The sequence below is a fragment of the Rhizobium mulingense genome, assembly GCF_029194105.1.
GTDB lineage: Bacteria > Pseudomonadota > Alphaproteobacteria > Rhizobiales > Rhizobiaceae > Rhizobium > Rhizobium mulingense.
In genome coordinates, this window is sequence record NZ_JARFVE010000005.1 from 101,913 (window position 1) to 118,642 (window position 16,730).

15 protein-coding genes are annotated in these 16,730 nt (G+C 61.2%); 9 read left to right on the forward strand and 6 right to left on the reverse strand.

Annotated features, from left to right (window positions below; genetic code table 11):
* Positions 1-6: 6 nt before the first annotated feature.
* The 3 genes from PYR71_RS13160 (at position 7) to PYR71_RS13170 (ending at position 4,097) form a co-directional block, all read left to right on the forward strand.
* Positions 7-699: an ABC transporter ATP-binding protein gene (locus PYR71_RS13160; protein ID WP_275619675.1), complete on the forward strand. Its 693-nt coding sequence runs from the start codon at positions 7-9 to the stop codon at positions 697-699.
* Entirely contained in the window at positions 696-1,997 is a 1,302-nt protein-coding gene (locus PYR71_RS13165; RefSeq protein WP_275619676.1) for an ABC transporter permease, read from the forward strand. Before PYR71_RS13160 ends, PYR71_RS13165 begins: the two co-directional genes overlap by 4 nt.
* A gap of 213 nt (positions 1,998-2,210) precedes the next feature.
* A complete protein-coding gene (locus tag PYR71_RS13170; RefSeq protein WP_275619677.1) occupies positions 2,211-4,097 on the forward strand; it encodes an MFS transporter in 1,887 nt (628 codons plus the stop codon).
* Between the two features lie 40 nt (positions 4,098-4,137).
* Here the strand turns inward: PYR71_RS13170 and lpxE are convergent, their stop codons facing one another.
* Complete coding sequence (lpxE, locus tag PYR71_RS13175) at positions 4,138-4,890, reverse strand: lipid A 1-phosphatase LpxE (RefSeq protein ID WP_183917653.1); 753 nt, start codon at positions 4,888-4,890, stop codon at positions 4,138-4,140.
* Between the two features lie 199 nt (positions 4,891-5,089).
* Entirely contained in the window at positions 5,090-6,202 is a 1,113-nt protein-coding gene (gene leuB, locus PYR71_RS13180) for a 3-isopropylmalate dehydrogenase (protein WP_183917651.1), read from the reverse strand.
* A 168-nt stretch (positions 6,203-6,370) separates the two neighbouring features.
* Here leuB and PYR71_RS13185 point away from each other — a divergent pair, with 168 nt between their 5' ends.
* The gene (locus PYR71_RS13185) at positions 6,371-7,303 is read left to right on the forward strand and encodes a pyridoxal-phosphate dependent enzyme (protein WP_275619678.1); all 933 of its coding nucleotides are present in this window, start codon (positions 6,371-6,373) and stop codon (positions 7,301-7,303) included.
* A 159-nt stretch (positions 7,304-7,462) separates the two neighbouring features.
* On the opposite strand, the gene leuD is transcribed toward PYR71_RS13185, so the two are convergent.
* The 3 genes from leuD to PYR71_RS13200 all read right to left on the reverse strand — a co-directional run bounded on the left by leuD (position 7,463) and on the right by PYR71_RS13200 (position 8,965).
* Entirely contained in the window at positions 7,463-8,071 is a 609-nt protein-coding gene (gene leuD / locus PYR71_RS13190; RefSeq protein ID WP_183917647.1) for a 3-isopropylmalate dehydratase small subunit, read from the reverse strand.
* A gap of 130 nt (positions 8,072-8,201) precedes the next feature.
* Positions 8,202-8,624 carry a VOC family protein gene (locus PYR71_RS13195; RefSeq protein WP_097583104.1) on the reverse strand — a complete coding sequence of 141 codons (423 nt, stop codon included), beginning with the start codon at positions 8,622-8,624 and terminating at the stop codon, positions 8,202-8,204.
* Between the two features lie 107 nt (positions 8,625-8,731).
* Entirely contained in the window at positions 8,732-8,965 is a 234-nt protein-coding gene (locus tag PYR71_RS13200) for a hypothetical protein (RefSeq protein WP_183917645.1), read from the reverse strand.
* Positions 8,966-9,078: 113 nt separating this feature from the next.
* Here PYR71_RS13200 and PYR71_RS13205 point away from each other — a divergent pair, with 113 nt between their 5' ends.
* Positions 9,079-9,984: an HpcH/HpaI aldolase/citrate lyase family protein gene (locus PYR71_RS13205; RefSeq protein WP_275619679.1), complete on the forward strand. Its 906-nt coding sequence runs from the start codon at positions 9,079-9,081 to the stop codon at positions 9,982-9,984.
* On the forward strand, positions 9,984-10,190 hold the full coding sequence (locus tag PYR71_RS13210; RefSeq protein WP_009996762.1) for a DUF1737 domain-containing protein: 207 nt from the start codon (positions 9,984-9,986) through the stop codon (positions 10,188-10,190). The genes PYR71_RS13205 and PYR71_RS13210 overlap by 1 nt, the downstream gene beginning before the upstream one ends.
* 25 nt (positions 10,191-10,215) lie before the next feature.
* On the opposite strand, the gene PYR71_RS13215 is transcribed toward PYR71_RS13210, so the two are convergent.
* The gene (locus PYR71_RS13215; RefSeq protein ID WP_183917641.1) at positions 10,216-10,653 is read right to left on the reverse strand and encodes a metallopeptidase family protein; all 438 of its coding nucleotides are present in this window, start codon (positions 10,651-10,653) and stop codon (positions 10,216-10,218) included.
* Between the two features lie 163 nt (positions 10,654-10,816).
* Between PYR71_RS13215 and PYR71_RS13220 the strand changes: the two genes are divergently transcribed.
* The 3 genes from PYR71_RS13220 to PYR71_RS13230 are packed head-to-tail and all read left to right on the forward strand — an operon-like array spanning position 10,817 to position 16,663.
* A complete protein-coding gene (locus tag PYR71_RS13220; protein ID WP_275619680.1) occupies positions 10,817-11,761 on the forward strand; it encodes an ImuA family protein in 945 nt (314 codons plus the stop codon).
* Between the two features lie 10 nt (positions 11,762-11,771).
* Positions 11,772-13,220: a Y-family DNA polymerase gene (locus PYR71_RS13225; protein ID WP_275619897.1), complete on the forward strand. Its 1,449-nt coding sequence runs from the start codon at positions 11,772-11,774 to the stop codon at positions 13,218-13,220.
* Positions 13,217-16,663 (forward strand): error-prone DNA polymerase, encoded by a 3,447-nt coding sequence (locus PYR71_RS13230; protein WP_275619681.1) that lies wholly within the window; start codon positions 13,217-13,219, stop codon positions 16,661-16,663. The genes PYR71_RS13225 and PYR71_RS13230 overlap by 4 nt, the downstream gene beginning before the upstream one ends.
* Positions 16,664-16,730: the final 67 nt, after the last annotated feature.

The following is a 16,730-nucleotide window of genomic DNA, read 5'->3' on the forward strand; positions in this document are numbered from 1 at the left end:
ATCCAAATGCTCGCGCTCGATATCGAAAACCTTGATGTTACCTTCCCGGGGCTCGCCTCGCCGGCGCTGGCGATCGGCCGCCTGTCGATCGATGCCGGCAGCAGGGTTGTCATCACCGGGGCGTCCGGCTCCGGAAAGAGCACCTTCGTCAATATCGCTGCCGGGCTGGAGCGGGCTCGCCAGGGCCGCATCCGCTGGAACGGCGAGGATATTGCCGGCTTTTCAGAAAGCCGGCGCGACCGGTTCCGCGCCGCCAATATCGGCCTAGTCATGCAGGAATTTTATCTTTTTCCAGGCCTTTCGGCGCTGGAAAACGTGCTCCTGCCCGCCCGGCTTGCCGGCGCCGCCACTGTCGCCGTCATCGAGCGGGCGCATGCGCTTTTGCGCACGGCCGGTCTTTCCCGCCCTGGCCAGAAGATTGAGACCATGTCGCGCGGCGAGATGCAGCGCGTGGCGATCGCCCGCGCGCTGCTGCGCAAACCCGGTGTCATTATCGCCGACGAGCCGACCGCAAGCCTCGACGCCGAAAGCGGCGGAGCCGTGGGCGATCTCATCCTCGATCTCGCCATTGCCGAAGGCAGCACGCTGATCATCGTTTCGCACGACCAGCGCCTCGCGGGCCGCCTCGACCGACGTATCACCTTCGGCTCCGGCCGGATCAGAGAGGATTCCGCTGCGGCGGCGGGGGAAGCTACATGATCCGCTTCATTCTTGCCGATCTTCGCCGCCTCTGGGCTGGGTCGCTGGTCGTCGTGCTGTTGGTGGCGCTGGCAACCGCGCTCGGCGTTTGCGTCGTCCTGCAGGAGCGGGCGCTTCGGCTCGGCAGCGCGCGCGCCGCCGACAAGTTCGATCTCGTCATCGGCGCCGGCGGCAGCGAGACGCAGCTCGTGTTGTCCTCCGTTTTTCTGCAGCCCTCGCCCCTGCCGCTGATGCCGGGCGAGGTGCTGGCGAGGCTTGCCGCCGATCCACGTGTGGACTGGGCCGCGCCGATCGGCTTCGGCGATTCCTTCTCCGGCTATCCGATCGTCGGGACGACGGTAACGCTGGCCGAGAAGCTGTCCGGCGGCTTTGCCGAGGGCAAGGTTTTCGCACAGGAGGGAGAGGCGGTAATCGGCTCCGCGGTCAAGCTGCCGCTCGGTGGTGAAATCAAGCCGATGCATGGCTCGGCCGAAGAAGGCGGCGAGACCCATACCGAACTCATCTATCATGTTGCCGGCCGCCTGCGGCCGACGGGGACGGCCTGGGACCGGGCCGTTCTCGTTCCGATCCAGGCCGTCTGGCATATCCATGGCATGGAGGCGCATGAGCCTGCGGAGGAGGGCACCGGGCACGATCGTGAGTCGGCGTCCGTCACGGGTACCGGCCACGAGCATCAAGAAGCCAGCGATCATAACGCTGGGGATGAGCATCACGGCGAGCCCAATCCGGATGCCGCGCTCAACGAGAACTGGACTGCGGACACTCCCGGCCTTCCCGCTATTCTCGTCAAGCCGAAGACGATCGCCGATGCCTACAAGCTGCGGCAGGACTATCGCAGCGGCAATACGGTCGCCGTCTTTCCCGGCGAGGTGCTGACCAATCTCTACGCCACGCTCGGTAACGCCAAGCAGATCCTCGTCGCGGTCGCCGCCGGGGCGCAAACTCTCGTCGCCGCCTCGCTGGTGCTGGTCACGGTCATCCACATCGGCCAGCGCCGCCGCCAGATCGGCGCGCTCAGGGCCTTCGGCGCCCCGCGCGGCGCGATCTTGGGCATCGTCTGGCTCGAATTCTTCTTCCTGTTGGCGGTCGGCATCGGGCTCGGATTGGTCTTCGGTTATGTTGCGGCGCTGACTTTGTCCGGCCTATTCTCCGAGACGAGCGGTATCGCCATGCCGGTCGGATTCGCCCGTGAAGACGCCGGGCTTGCGGCGACACTGCTCGCCTTTGCCGCAATTCTTGCCGCCCTGCCGGCGGCGCTCGCCTACCGGCAATCGCCGGCGCAGGCGCTGAGAGCGTAACGTCCAGATCGCAAACCGCAGTCAAACTTCCTTCCAACGGAGCACGATGCGCGCGACAAACCGCGCTGCTGTTAGACTAAAGTCATAATCCCAAAGCATCCCTCTTTTTGATCTGCCGTTTCTGGCACACTCCCGTCAGGCGTGTCGCGGCCAGGAGTATGCTTGAGGAGAGTAGGCCGCGCGCATTGCTCATCACTCTGTGGAGGACAGACAATGGCAAATGTCGCAAGCATCGACGGCGCGAAGGCCGGTCCGATGACCGGCGAGGAGAAGAAGGTCATCTTCGCCTCTTCGCTCGGCACCGTTTTCGAATGGTATGATTTCTATCTCTACGGTTCGCTCGCCACCTATATCGGCGCAACCTACTTCACCCAATATCCAGAGGCGACGCGTAACATCTTTACGCTGCTCGCCTTTGCCGCCGGCTTCCTGGTGCGTCCCTTCGGCGCGCTGGTATTCGGCCGTCTCGGCGATCTTGTCGGCCGCAAATACACCTTCTTGGTGACGATCCTGATCATGGGCATGTCGACCTTCCTCGTCGGCATTCTGCCGGGTGCCGCCAGCATCGGCATTGCAGCCCCGATCATCCTGATCGGCTTGCGCCTGCTGCAGGGCTTGGCGCTAGGCGGTGAATATGGCGGTGCGGCAACCTACGTCGCCGAACATGCGCCGAACGGGCGCCGCGGCTATTTCACCTCCTGGATCCAGACGACGGCGACGCTCGGCCTTTTCCTGTCGCTGATCGTTATCATCCTGGTTCAGTCGCTGATGGGGCCGGTTCAATTCGCCGCCTGGGGCTGGCGTATTCCGTTCCTGGTCTCGGTCGTCCTGCTCGGTATTTCCGTGTGGATTCGCCTGAAGATGAACGAATCGCCGGCGTTCCAGCGCATGAAGGCGGAAGGCAAGGGCTCCAAGGCGCCGCTGACCGAAGCTTTCGGGCAGTGGAAGAACGCCAAGATCGCACTCATCGCGCTTCTCGGGGCCACCATGGGCCAGGCCGTCGTCTGGTATGGCGGTCAGTTCTATGCATTGTTCTTCCTGCAGAACGTGCTGAAGGTCGACCTCTTCTCGGCCAATGTCATGGTCGCTATTGCGCTCTTCCTCGGCACGCCTTTCTTTGTCATCTTCGGCGGCCTCTCCGACAAGATCGGCCGCAAGCCGATCATCATGGCGGGCCTCCTGATTGCGGCGGTGACCTATAACCCGCTGTTCAAGGCGATGACCTGGACGGCCAACCCGGCGCTTGCCGAAGCACAGGCCTCGATCCGTGCGACGGTCACGGCCGATCCCGCGGACTGCAAGTTCCAGTTCAACCCGACGGGTACGGCGAAGTTCACCAGCTCGTGCGACGTGGCGACGGCGTTCCTGACGAAGAACTCGGTGCCTTATGACGTCGTGGCCGGCCCTGCCGGACAACCGGCGACGGTGAAGGTGGGTAACGCGACGGTGCCGAGCTTCGACGCCGCTGCTGCTGGCGACAAGGCGAAGGGCATGACTGCCGCCTTCGAAAAGAGCATCAACATCGCGCTTCACGATGCCGGCTATCCGCTGAAACGCGCCGTCGCCAAGGTGCCGGATGCCAAGCTCGATGCCTTCATCGCCGCCAATCCGGAACTGGCGCTCAATGCCGAAGCTGTCCGCGCCGGCGAGAAGGAAACCATGCCGGCGGCCAAGCTGGTCGAAGGCAAGCTACTGACGGCGGATGAGGCCAATGGCGTCACCGATATGGCGGTCTACAACATCGCCAATGGCGGCACCTTCGCCATGACCGCCGATCCCGCCCGCGTCAACTGGATCGGGACGGTCGCCATCCTGCTCGTCCTCGTCCTCTATGTGACGATGGTCTACGGCCCGATTGCGGCACTTCTGGTCGAACTGTTCCCGACCCGCATCCGCTATACCGGCATGTCGCTGCCCTATCACATCGGCAATGGCTGGTTCGGCGGCTTGCTGCCGGCGACGGCCTTCGCGATGAGCGCTGCGGCGGGCGATATCTATTACGGTCTCTGGTATCCGATCGTCTTTGCGGCGATCACCCTGGTGATCGGCCTGATCTTCCTGCCGGAAACGAAAAACCGGGATATCCACGCAATGGATTGATGGCGCGCGCGTCTGAGAAGCTCGAGAAACGGCCCGGCGCTCACAAGGCGCCGGGCTTTTCCATGTCAGGGAAAAGGCGCTTGGCGAGCGGCCAGCCATCCGGCGCCAGTTTGAAGAGCAACCCGCAGCGGGCAAAGACGATCGCCATCAACAGCGAGAACCAGGCGCCGAAGGCAAGGCCGGCGATGACGTCGCTCGGATAATGGGCGCCGACCATGACACGCGTCATGCCGAGCCAGATGGCGCAGGCGATGAAGGCAACGCGGTAGCGCGGAAACAGAAGCGCGAAGGCCGCGAAGAAGGCGCCGACCGTGGTGGAATGGCCTGAGGGAAAGCTTTCGAAAGCGGAATGGCCCGAAAAGGGCGTGAAAGAAAACATGCCGTAATCGTGGAAGTGATCGGGACGAGCCCTTCCGATCGCCCGCTTTAGGAAATTGGCGAGAAGCCCAGAGAAAACGACCGTGGTGAAGAGATAGGCGCCGATCCAGCTGACGTAGAGTGCCTGCGCCCTCGAGCGCGCCGTCGTCAGAAGCTTGTAGCCCGCCCTGCCCTGGAAGAAGAGCAGGATACTGGTAAGGATCAGCCAGGCGGAATCGCCGAAACCGGTCAGGAGCTCGCCAAGCTGCTTCACTGGAGCGGGAGGTTCGCTGGCGCCTATCGGCGCATCGAAGAGCAGCATGGAAAGGATCACGGCATTGATCGTGATGAAGAGGCAGGCCTGCCAGCGCAAAGGCGGCATGGCAGCGTCGCTTCGGCGCCAGCGCCTGTCCAGGGAAGTCCAAAATGCCCTCATGCGTCGTCCGTTCGAATTGGCATGGCCGAAAATCGATTTCAGTTCTCGGTCATGCGCTCGTGAAATCCCGCGCAAAAATACACGAGATTGTGGCCGAGGATAGTCGGCTCGGAGAATTCAAGCGTTGCGGCCGCCGACTTCAGAAAAAGCAGCCCTCCGCCTGGATGCGAAGGGCTGATACTGTTTCACGTGAAATATATCAGGCTGAAAGCGCCTTGAACTCGGAAAGGATCGCATCGCCCATCTCGACGGTGCCGACCTGCCTTGCGCCATCGGCCATGATGTCGCCGGTGCGGATGCCCTTGTCGAGCACGTTGGCAATCGCCTTTTCCAAGTCGTCGGCTTCCTTCACCATGTTGAAGGAGTAACGCAGGCACATGGCGAAGGAGGCGATCATGGCGATCGGATTGGCGATGCCCTTGCCGGCAATATCGGGGGCCGAGCCGTGCACTGGCTCGTAGAGTGCCTTGCGCTTGCCGGTCTTGCCGTCCGGCGCGCCGAGTGAAGCCGAGGGCAGCATGCCGAGCGAGCCGGTCAGCATGGCGGCGACGTCGGAGAGCATGTCGCCGAAGAGATTGTCGGTGACGATGACGTCGAACTGCTTGGGCTGGCGCACCAGCTGCATGCCGCCGGCATCGGCCAGCATATGTTCGAGCTGGACGTCGGAATATTTCGCCTTGTGCGTTTCGGTCACCACCTGGTTCCAGAGCACGCCCGACTTCATGACGTTGCGCTTCTCCATGGAGCAGACGCGGTTCTGGCGCGTGCGGGCCATTTCGAAGGCGACGCCTGCAATGCGCTCGATCTCGTAAGTATCGTAAACCTGGGTGTCGATGCCACGCTTCTGGCCGTTGCCGAGATCGATGATTTCCTTCGGCTCGCCAAAATAGACGCCGCCAGTCAGCTCACGGATGATCAGGATATCGAGGCCCTCGACCAGTTCCGGCTTCAGCGACGAGGCCGAGGCAAGAGCCGGATAGCAGATGGCGGGACGCAGGTTCGCAAAAAGCTGAAGATCCTTGCGCAGCCGGAGCAGGCCGGCTTCCGGGCGCACGTCGTAAGGCACGCTATCCCATTTCGGGCCGCCGACGGCGCCGAACAGTACGGCATCGGCGGCAAGCGCTTTCTGCATGTCGGCTTCGGAAATCGCCGCGCCATGGGCGTCATAGGCAGAGCCGCCGACAAGGCCTTCATCGGTAACAAAACCTGCGTTCATCGACTCGTTCATATAGCCGATGATCTTGCGGACCTCGCCCATGGCCTCGGGACCGATGCCGTCACCCGGCAGCAGGAAAAGATTGCGCGCTGTCATGAAGCCCTCCTGGAAAAACAAGCTGCGGCTTCTTAGACCCCGGAAATGGGCATTTCAAGCGAGAGAAGGCCTGAATCGGTACGCCTCGCCGCCGACCGCAATGGTTGCTCCTGGACCGGCAAACGCATTAGAACGGTCGCCACCCTTTTATTTCCAGGATATTCTCCCATGGCTTTCGCACCTCTCCATCTCGACACGCCGCTGGTTCGGACCGCCTCCGACTACAGCGCCAGCGGGAAGCCGCTCTGGCTGAAGCTCGATGCGCTGCAGCCCTCCGGCAGCTTCAAGCTGCGCGGTGTCGGCCGGCTTTGCCAGCACGAGGTGGAAAATGGCGCGCGCGAGATCTTCTGCGCTTCCGGCGGCAATGCCGGCATTGCCGCGGCCTATGCCGGCCGGGCACTCGGTGTGCCGGTGACGATCGTCGTGCCGGAGACGACGGCGGCCGATGTGCGGCAGACGATTGCGGCTACCGGCGCCAATGTCCTCGTGAACGGCGCCGTTTTCGACGAAGCCAATGCCCATGCGGTCGAACTCGCCCGGAGCCGCAAAGCAAGCTATGTGCATCCTTTCGATCATCCGCTTCTGTGGGACGGTCATGCGACGCTGATCGACGAGGTGGTGGCGAGGGGTGCGGAATTCGACTGCGTCGTCACCAGCGTCGGCGGCGGCGGGCTGCTAGCCGGCATTGTCGCGGGGCTGAAGCGAAACGGGCTGTCCGACGTGCCCGTGATTGCCGTCGAGACCGAAGGGGCGGCTTCGCTACATGAAAGCCTCAAGGCAAATAAGCGCATTACCCTGCCCGCCATCACCTCGATCGCCACATCGCTCGGCGCGCGGCAGGTGGCCCAGCATGTCTTCGACCTGCCGAAACGGCATCCGATCGAAAGTGTTCTCGTCAGCGACGCCGATGCCGTTGCCGCCTGTCTGAAGTTTGCCGATGCCCAGCGCATTCTGGTCGAGCCGGCCTGCGGCGCGGCCCTTGCTGTCGCCGACGTGCATGCCGGGCTGCTTGCCCGCTTCGACAATCCGCTGATCGAAGTCTGCGGCGGCATCGGCGTGTCGCTGGAAAAGCTGAGGCTCTGGAAAGAGAAATTTCTCTGATCCCTAAAGCGCGTTTGCTCGGATTCGCTCCTTGCGCTTAGGTTATTTGTTGAAGCATGTCGTTGCCGCAAAACCGCTGCACACTTTTGCGCGACATGCTTGGACCAAAGAAAAAGCCGGGCGAAAGCCCGGCTCGATCGTCATCATTGAATTGGGAGCTTAAGCGGCCCAGGGATGCGAAGCGGCGTTCTTCTTTTCGAACTCGTCGATCGCCTTGCCCTTTTCCAGGGTCAGGCCGATATCGTCGAGGCCGTTCAGCAGGCAGTGGCGCTTGAACTCGTCGAGATCGAATTTGATCGAGCCGCCGTCGGGACCGGTGATTTCCAGGTTTTCCAGGTCGATGGTCAGGATGGCGTTGGAGCCGCGCGAGGCGTCGTCCATCAGCTTGTCGAGATTTTCCTGGCTGACCTTGATCGGCAGGATGCCGTTCTTGAAGCAGTTGTTGTAAAAAATGTCGGCGAAGCTGGTGGAGATCACGCAGCGGATGCCGAAATCGAGCAGTGCCCAGGGAGCGTGCTCGCGCGAGGAACCGCAGCCGAAATTGTCGCCGGCGACCAGGATCTTGGCATCACGATAGGCCGGCTTGTTCAGCACGAAATCGGGATTTTCCGAGCCGTCTTCGTTATAACGGGCTTCGGCGAAAAGGCCGGTGCCGAGGCCGGTGCGCTTGATGGTCTTCAGATAATCCTTCGGAATGATCATATCGGTGTCGATGTTGACAACCGGCAGGGGCGCCGCAACGCCCGTGAGCTTCACGAATTTATCCATGACCCATGCTCCATTTCAGCAAATGTACTTTCCTGAATGTGCATCTAGTCCAGTTTTCCGCCGAAATGAAGGAGAATCTTTCTAAAATCGCGGTCGCGCGACGTTTCGCGCGGCCGCAGAGTGCGCGTTCTTACTTGGTCGGGGCATTCAGGCCCCATAGCACGCCGAATGGGTCGCGAAGCTGGCCGTAGCGGTCGCCCCAGAACATCAGTTCGATCGGCATGACGACTTCGGCGCCGGCGGCAACCGCGCGCTCCCACCAGAAATCGATATCGTCGATGACCAACTGGATGGCGAAGCCTTCGTGGCCTTTGAAGGGGTGGCCGTATTCGGGGTAGGCATCCGCCAACATGAGGGAGCTGCCGTTGATATAGAGATGAATATGCATCGTGCGGCCGCTCTCATCGACCGGCACCCGATGCGCCTCTTCGGCGCCGAAGGCCTTCTTGTAGAATTCCGCGGCTTTCACCGCGCCGTCGACCGTCAGATAGGGCAGCAGGCCATTCTTGACCGGCGGCATTTTAACCGGATTGTTTTCCGTCGTCGTATCCATGCTCGTCCTCCATCGTGTTCAAGCGCCGGCTGAATGCCTGGCTGCTTCAAAGACGTATCATGGACGCATGATCCGACAATGTCGGTCAGTTTTTTGAGCGACGCGGCTTAGAGATCGATGATCGTGCCGCGACCGTCGTTCCAGATGCGCATCTCGCGTTGGCGGTTGTTTGCCTTGGCGCGGACCGGAGCGGGCTTCATCTTCATCGAAAGGGCGCGGCCGACCATGAGAACGGTCAGGATGCCGCCGACGGCAAGCGTCACCGAAAAGGTGAGAAGCAGCATGGCGACAAAAACGGTGGCGCCGGCAAGCATGAAGAAGATGGAGCGAATGTTCTGCATGGGTTTGATACCTTTCTACAGAAAGGAATGTGGTCCTTCTTTTTTCTCTCTGCAAGGCAAGCATGGCTTTTTGTTGTCTTGCCGGGCTGTGCGAAGCTTGGCACTAATGGCTGATGAAGCCAACTATACCTCACCGTTCCCTACATCTGCGCCGCTCGGTGCTGAGCGTGCCCGCGATCAACCTCCGGGCGCTTGAAAAAAGCCATTCCCTTGAGTGCGATGCGGTTATTTTCGATCTGGAGGATTCCGTAGCGCCCGAGAAGAAGGGGCAGGCGCGGGAAAATCTGCGGGCCTTTTTTGCCGGGCCGCCGCTTGAGCGCAAGGAGAGGATCATCCGCATCAATTCTTTGTCATCCGAATTCGGGGCGGCGGACCTCGATCTGGTCAAGGCACTTTTGCCCGACGCCGTTCTCCTGCCGAAGGTGGATGAGCCTGGCGATGTCCCTGACATCAGCGATCTGCTTGCCGATGCGGAGGCGCCGGAGGGGCTGCGCATCTGGGCGATGATCGAGACGCCGCGCGGTGTGCTGAATGTCGGAGCGATCGCCGAAGCCGGCCGCACGCCGGGCTCGCGGCTCGATTGCCTCGTTGTCGGCCTCAACGATCTGCGCAAAGAAACGGGCGTCTTGCCGCAGCCGGGACGGAGCTATCTCGTGCCGTGGCTGATGCAGGTCGTCCTTGCGGCCAGGGCCTATGGGCTCGATGCGATCGACAGTGTCTTCAATGATTTTAAGGATGCCGAAGGCTTCGACGCCGAATGTGGCCAGGGCCGCGCCATGGGTTTTGCCGGCAAGATGCTGATCCATCCCTCGCAGATCGAGCCCGCGAACCGGCATTTCGGACCGAGTGCGGAGGAGATTGCGGAAGCCGAGGCGGTCATATCAGCTTTTGCCGATCCTGATGCCGAGGGCCTCAACGTCATCAATGCCAACGGACGGATGATCGAACGGCTGCATCTTGTCCAGGCCGAGGCTCTGGTTCATAAAGCTCGCCTGATGTCTGCAAGAAAGCCCGCCTGATGAAACTCTACCGCTTCCTGACCGGTCCCGACGATGCTTCCTTCTGCCACAAGGTCACCGCCGCCCTCAACAAGGGCTGGTCGCTGGAGGGTTCGCCGACTTATGCCTTCAATGCCGCAACCGGCGCGATGCAGTGCGGCCAGGCCGTCGTCAAGACCGTCGAAGGCAAGGACTACGATCCGGAGATGAAACTCTCCGAGCAATAGCGCGTCCTACCGGACGCGCGGTGTTTCAGCGCTCCGCGGCTTCCTCGGCGCTGGCCTCGATCCGCTCCATGTCATCGTCGCTCAGCCCGAAATGGTGGCCGATCTCGTGGATCAGGACATGGGTGATGATATCGCCGAGCGTCTCGTCGTTTTCAGCCCAATAATCGAGGATGGGGCGCCGGTAGAGGCGGATGCGGTTCGGCATCTCGCCGGTTTCCACCGTGAAGCGTTCTGAAATGCCCCTGCCCTCGAAAAGGCCGAGCAGATCGAAAGGGGTTTCCAGCGCCATGTCCTCGAAAACGTCGTCATCGGGGAAATCCTCGATCTCGATCGTGAGGTTGGTTGTCAGCTGGCGGAATTCATCCGGAAGATGGCTGTAGGCCTCCATCGCCAGCGACTCGAAGGTGCTGATCGTCGGCGCATGGCGGTCCCGCCAATCATCGCTCTGGTCTACGCGGGCCATGAATATTCCTTCCTTTGCGGGCCCATATAGAACCTTTATTGCCGATTTTCGAGTGCGGAATCAAAGGCAGGAATAAATTCATAGAAAATGATTGTTGACTCTTCATTAGCTCTCTGGAATCTATAAGAACATAACAGGAACAAGACGGATCGGAGTGAACGCCATGGCGCAGAACGCCCTGGCGCGCGAGCGGCTTTTTGCGCTCCGCGAAACCATTGCCAGGTTGGAAGGAAAGCCCGCGCCGGCACTTGCGGCCGCGGAGCGGGAAGCCTTGGCGCAAGGACGCAAGACGCGCCAGGAGCGCATTCTGCCATCCCTGCCGTTCGGGGTGGAGCCTCTCGATCGAGCGTTGGAGGGCGGCCTATCCCTCGATGCGATTACCGAATTCCGTTCCGCGCTGTCTCGCGATGCCGGCGCGGCAAGCGGACTGGCGATGGCTGTTGCCGCGCGGCTGCAGAAACACGAAGCAGATGCCGGCAGGCTTATGCCGTTGCTCTGGATCGGCGATGCAGTCGGTACGCTGGAGGCCGGCCGTCCCTATGCTCCCGGGCTTCGGGATTTCGGGTTGAGCCCTGAGCGATTTCTCCATGCCGCGCCGCGCAAGTTGGACGAAGCGCTCTGGCTGGCGGAGGCGGCGGTGGAAAGCGCTGCTTTTTCGGCCGTCATCCTCGAAGTGCGGGGCAACCCTGTGCATTTCGGCCTGACCGAAAGCCGCAGGCTCAGTCTCAGGGCGCATGCTGCCCGCCGTCCGCTCTTTCTCGTGCGGCAGGCAGGGGCGGAGGAGGCCAGCAGTGCCGCCTTGCGCCTGCATGTCGAACCGGGACCGTCTGGTCTGCGGCCGTTGCCGGACGGATCGAAGCTTGCCGGCAGCATCGGCAATCCGATTTTCCATCTCACGCTGGAGAAGAGCCGTAATCCGGCCCCGCTCTCCTTTCTCCTGGAGTGGAGCCCCCATGAACGCGAATTTTTCCCTGTCACCGAACCAAACCTCATTCGTCCTCCAGGCGAACAGTCAGCGTATTCTGGCGCTCAGCTTCCCGCATCTGCCAACCGACCGTATCGCCCGCAGGCGATGGGGGCCCTCCTGGCGTTCGAAAGGGCGTCCTGAGGCGCCGCCCATCGTCTGTTCGGCCAAGCTCAACAATGCCATGCGGCTGACGGCACTGGACGAATTGGCCGAGCGGCTGGGGCTCAAAAATGAGCAGGGCGTTGCCGAGGCGCGCGCCATGTATCCGACGCTCGAGGTGGTGGAAGAGGATCCGGCCGCCGACCGCCGGCTGCTGGAGGCAATTGCCGACTGGTGCGATCGTTATACGCCTTTGGTGGCGTTCGACGGCAAGGACGGTCTGTTTCTCGACATTACCGGCTGCACGCATCTTTTCGGCGGTGAGAAGGCGCTTCTCAAGGATGTTCTGTCGCGGCTCTTTCATATGGGGATCGATGCGCGCGGCGCGATCTCATCGTCACCGGGCCTTTCCTGGGCCGTGTCGCGTTTCGGTCAAAGCGGCGTGCTCGGGGATGAGGAGACGGAGCGTGTGCTAATGTCTTTGCCGATCGCAGCCTTGCGGCTGCAAGGGCAAACCGTCGATGCCCTGAAGAAGCTCGGCCTGAAATATATCGGCGACGTCATCAATGCGCCGCGGGCGCCACTGACCCGGCGGTTCGGGCCGGGATTGCTTCTGCGGCTCGACCAGGCGCTAGGGCATGAAGAAGAACCGGTCTCGCCCCGTCGCCCCGTCGCCAGCCTTTCGGCCGAAAGCCGCCTGATCGAGCCGATCGGAACGGAGGAACAGATCCTTGCCGTCACCAGGCAGGTCGCCGTGTCGTTGCAGCCGTCGCTGGAGGCACGAGGTGCCGGCGGGCGGGTGTTCGAATTGGTTCTATTCCGCGTCGACGGCAGGGTCTTCCGTATTTCCGTCGGCGCTTCGCAACCGCTTCGCGAACCGAAATTTATCGCCGGGCTTTTTTCCGAACGACTGCAGGCGGTCTATGACGATCTCGATGCCGGCTATGGTTTCGAGATCGTGCGGCTGAATGTCTTGCAGCATGATCCCTTCAACGAAGCGCAGGCTGATTTCGAGGGCGATCGTCAGGAAGAAATCTCCCTTTCGGCTTTCGTCGACCGTGTCTCCGCCCGGTTGGGTGCGGATTGCCTGCAAAGCTTCCAACTCCGTGAGAGCCACGTGCCGGAACGCGCCGTCATCGAAGTTCCGACGATGGATAAGCTTTCAAGACGGGGGAAGGCGGAACAGAGCGGTTCTCTCCCTTTGCGCGAAGAGCGTCCGTTACGGCTTTTTGCAACGCCGGAGCCTGTCGAGACCGTACTCGCCGAAGTGCCGGATGGCCCGCCGCAGATCTTCCGCTGGCGGCGCATGCAGCATCAAGTGACAAAAAGCGAAGGTCCGGAGCGGATTGCCATGGAGTGGTGGATCGACGGAAGCGACGCGGAGGCGCGCGATTATTTCCGTATCGAGGATGAGGCCGGACATCGCTTCTGGATCTATCGTCGAGGTTTCTATGGTCAGGAGCTCGACCCTCGCTGGTTCATGCACGGGGTATTCGCATGAAGGCCGAACGTGCATTCTTCGAGATTGGCGCGAGGACGAATTTCTCGTTTCTCGAAGGCGCCTCCGGCCCCGAGGAGATGGTCGTGCAGGCCGCCCATCTCCGGCTCGGCGGCCTCGGGATTGCGGACAGGAATTCGGTTGCCGGCGTGGTCAGGGCGCATGCGCAGGCGTTGCAGATCGAGGAGAAGTACAAGAACAGACATGAGACGGATTTTCAGGCGAAGGAAGGCGAGGAAATTCTCGATCCGGTCAGGGTCCAGCCGGGTGCCCGTCTCGTCTTCTCCGATGACACGCCCGACATTCTCGCCTATCCCAGAAACCGCCGCGGCTGGGCAAATCTCTGCCGGCTTCTCAGCGCCGGCAATCTGAAGGAGGAAGCGGTCAAGGGAACCTGCATCCTGACGGAAGCGGAGCTCATGGAATGGGGAGACGAGATGATGCTTGCCCTCGTTCCGGATCGTACCCTTGTCGACCATCAGCAGGGCCAGTCGACGCTGGAAGATTATCTGGAGCGGTTTCGCAGACGGTTCCGCAAGGCTTTTTTCATGGCGTTGGCGCCGGCCTATGACGGCCGCGACAGGCAGGTCTTTGCGGTGCTTGCCATGCTTGCCGCCCGAAATCGCGTGCCGTTGATTGCCACCAACCAGCCACTTTACCACCATCCTGAACGCCGGCCGCTTTCGGATGTCGTGATCGCGATCCGGGAGCATGTGCAGATATCGCAAGCCGGATTCCTGCTGGCGCCGAATGCCGAGCGTTACCTCAAGGATTCACGTGAAATGGCCCGGATCTTCCGGGACTATCCTGGTGCGATCGAGAATACCCGGGTTTTTTTTGACAAGCTGACCTTTTCACTGAAGGAACTCGAGCATAATTATCCGCCTGAAAACGATCCCGGCGAAACGCCGCAGGAGAGCCTCGAAAGGCTGACGAGAGCGGGAGCAGTCAAACGCTATCCCGAAGGTGTGCCGCCCAAGGTGGCAAAGCAGATCGATTATGAACTGAAACTCATCGGTGATAAGAACTACGCCTCCTACTTCCTGACGGTTCACAGGATCATCCAACACGCCCGTTATGGCCTCAAGGTCTTGTGCCAGGGGCGCGGATCGGCGGCAAATTCGGTCATCTGCTATTGTCTTGAAATAACGGAAGTTGACCCTCAAAAGAGCACGCTGCTCTTCGACCGTTTCATTTCGATGGACCGGGACGAACCGCCGGATATCGACGTCGATTTCGAGCATGACCGGCGTGAGGAAGTCATCCAGTTCATCTACGGACGATATGGCATCGAACATGCCGGGCTGACGGCGGGAGTGACCACCTACCGCACCCGTTCGGCTGGCCGCGAGGTCGCCAAAGCCTTCGGCCTGTCGGAGGATGTTCAGTCGGCGATCAGCAGCCTCGTCTGGGGTTGGTCGGAGGACAATCTCTCCGATCGGGATGCCAAGGCGGCTGGTCTCGACGTCAAGGATCCAGTGACCAAGAATGTGCTGCAATATGCCTCCGAGCTTCTCGGTTTCCCGCGCCACCTCACCCAGCATGTCGGCGGCTTCGTCATCACACGAGACCGGCTCGACGAGGTCGTGCCGATCATGAAGACGGCTATGCCGGATCGCTACATGATCGAGTGGGACAAGGACGATCTCGACAACGTCAAGATCCTCAAAGTGGATGTGCTGGCGCTCGGCATGCTGACCTGCCTGCGGAAGGCGTTCTCGCTGCTTGAACTGCATTATGATGTCAAGAAGACGCTCGCAGACCTCGGCAACAGGGAGCATGGGGAGGAGGGCAAGCCGGTCTATGAGATGATGGGCCGGGCCGATACGCTTGGCGTCTTCCAGATCGAAAGCCGGGCGCAGATGAGCATGCTGCCGCGCCTGAAGCCGAAGATATTCTACGACCTTGTCATCGAGGTGGCGATCGTCCGGCCGGGGCCGATCCAGGGCGATATGGTCCATCCCTATCTGAAACGCCGGGAACAGCGCGCCAGGAACATCCCGATCGAATATCCGAGCAAGGAGCTGGAAGCGGTCCTCGAAAGAACCCTTGGCGTGCCCCTGTTTCAGGAGCAGGCGATGCAGATCGCGATCACCGCTGCAGGCTTCAGGCCGGCAGAGGCCGACAAGCTTCGCAGGGCGATGGCGACATTCAAGCGAACCGGTACGATCGGCGATTTCGAGAAGCGGTTCATCGAGGGAATGGTCTCAAAGAATTACGACCCCGAGTTCGCAAAACAATGCTTCAATCAGATCAAAGGCTTCGGTGAATATGGCTTTCCGGAAAGCCATGCCGCATCCTTTGCGCTGCTTGTCTATGCCTCTTCATGGCTCAAGGCCTACTATCCCGATGTCTTCTGCGCGGCGATGCTGAATTCCCAGCCGATGGGGTTCTATGCGCCGGCTCAGCTGGTGCGGGATGCACGCGAACATGGGGTAAAGATCCTGCCGGTCGACATCAATGAATCGGACTGGGATTGTACTTTGAAAGAGGCTGCCTTCGACCGAAAGACTGTCGATTTCCGACATGGGCAGATGCGGGAGATCATCAGGACCCGGCATGCAGTGCGGCTGGGTTTCCGGCAGATCAAAGGTCTCTCGTCAGACGATATGAAGCGGCTCGTCGACAATCGAGGGCAAGGATATGGTTCGGTGCGTGATCTCTGGCTGCGGTCCGGCCTGCAGAAATCGGTCATCGAGCGGCTGGCGGATGCGGATGCGTTCCGATCCATCCATCTGTCACGGCGCGAAGCGCTTTGGGCTGTGCGGGCACTGGATGTGAAGAGTGCAGCCGAAGAACTGCCCCTTTTCGAAAAGGTTCGTCATGTCGACCTTCAGCCCGAACCCGCGGCGGTGCTGCCGGATATGCTGCCGGGAGAGCAGGTGATCGAGGATTATCGTTATCTCTCGCTGTCGCTCAAAGCGCATCCGGTCTCCTTGCTGCGCGAGGAGCTCCGGAAGATCGGCATCACCCGCAATGTCGATCTTCTGACGGTGCCGAACGGAAAGAGGGTGACGATCGCCGGTCTGGTGCTCGTGCGCCAGCGCCCGGGTTCGGCCAAGGGCGTGATCTTTATGACGCTGGAGGACGAAACCGGGGTCGCCAATGCTATCGTCTGGAACAAGGTATTCGACAAATACCGGGCGATCGTCATGGGGGCTCGGCTCGTAAAAATCCGCGGCAGGCTGCAAAGCCATAGCGGCGTGATCCATACGGTCGTCGAGCATATCGAAGACATGACACCGGCGCTCGGCATCCTGCAACGCGAGGCTCGCCGGTTCGGCGCCTGCGAGCGGTCGGACGAGGTGCTGAGACAGGGAGGCGACCAGCGGCAGATCGCCGACGCACGGAAGGGGGCGGAATTGGAAAAACGGGTGCTGGCAGACCGCCAGGCGGGCGTGGCGGAAACCGCTGAAGTCATGCCGCGTGGGCGGAATTTTCATTGACGTGCGGTCGCGCCGGTCGGGGATCCCGACATGCCTTCATTGTCTGTGGACGTTCCAGCCGGAATCG

Bases quoted from the DNA above. Each gene is read 5' to 3' on its own strand.
- lpxE (WP_183917653.1), bottom strand. From the start codon at position 4,890: ATGAGGGCATTTTGGACTTCCCTGGACAGGCGCTGGCGCCGAAGCGAC.
- leuB (WP_183917651.1), bottom strand. From the start codon at position 6,202: ATGACAGCGCGCAATCTTTTCCTGCTGCCGGGTGACGGCATCGGTCCC.
- PYR71_RS13215 (WP_183917641.1), bottom strand. From the start codon at position 10,653: ATGGCCCGCGTAGACCAGAGCGATGATTGGCGGGACCGCCATGCGCCG.
- PYR71_RS13160 (WP_275619675.1), top strand. From the start codon at position 7: ATGCTCGCGCTCGATATCGAAAACCTTGATGTTACCTTCCCGGGGCTC.
- PYR71_RS13165 (WP_275619676.1), top strand. From the start codon at position 696: ATGATCCGCTTCATTCTTGCCGATCTTCGCCGCCTCTGGGCTGGGTCG.
- PYR71_RS13170 (WP_275619677.1), top strand. From the start codon at position 2,211: ATGGCAAATGTCGCAAGCATCGACGGCGCGAAGGCCGGTCCGATGACC.
- PYR71_RS13185 (WP_275619678.1), top strand. From the start codon at position 6,371: ATGGCTTTCGCACCTCTCCATCTCGACACGCCGCTGGTTCGGACCGCC.
- leuD (WP_183917647.1), bottom strand. From the start codon at position 8,071: ATGGATAAATTCGTGAAGCTCACGGGCGTTGCGGCGCCCCTGCCGGTT.
- PYR71_RS13230 (WP_275619681.1), top strand. From the start codon at position 13,217: ATGAAGGCCGAACGTGCATTCTTCGAGATTGGCGCGAGGACGAATTTC.
- PYR71_RS13195 (WP_097583104.1), bottom strand. From the start codon at position 8,624: ATGGATACGACGACGGAAAACAATCCGGTTAAAATGCCGCCGGTCAAG.
- PYR71_RS13220 (WP_275619680.1), top strand. From the start codon at position 10,817: ATGGCGCAGAACGCCCTGGCGCGCGAGCGGCTTTTTGCGCTCCGCGAA.
- PYR71_RS13210 (WP_009996762.1), top strand. From the start codon at position 9,984: ATGAAACTCTACCGCTTCCTGACCGGTCCCGACGATGCTTCCTTCTGC.
- PYR71_RS13205 (WP_275619679.1), top strand. From the start codon at position 9,079: ATGAAGCCAACTATACCTCACCGTTCCCTACATCTGCGCCGCTCGGTG.
- PYR71_RS13200 (WP_183917645.1), bottom strand. From the start codon at position 8,965: ATGCAGAACATTCGCTCCATCTTCTTCATGCTTGCCGGCGCCACCGTT.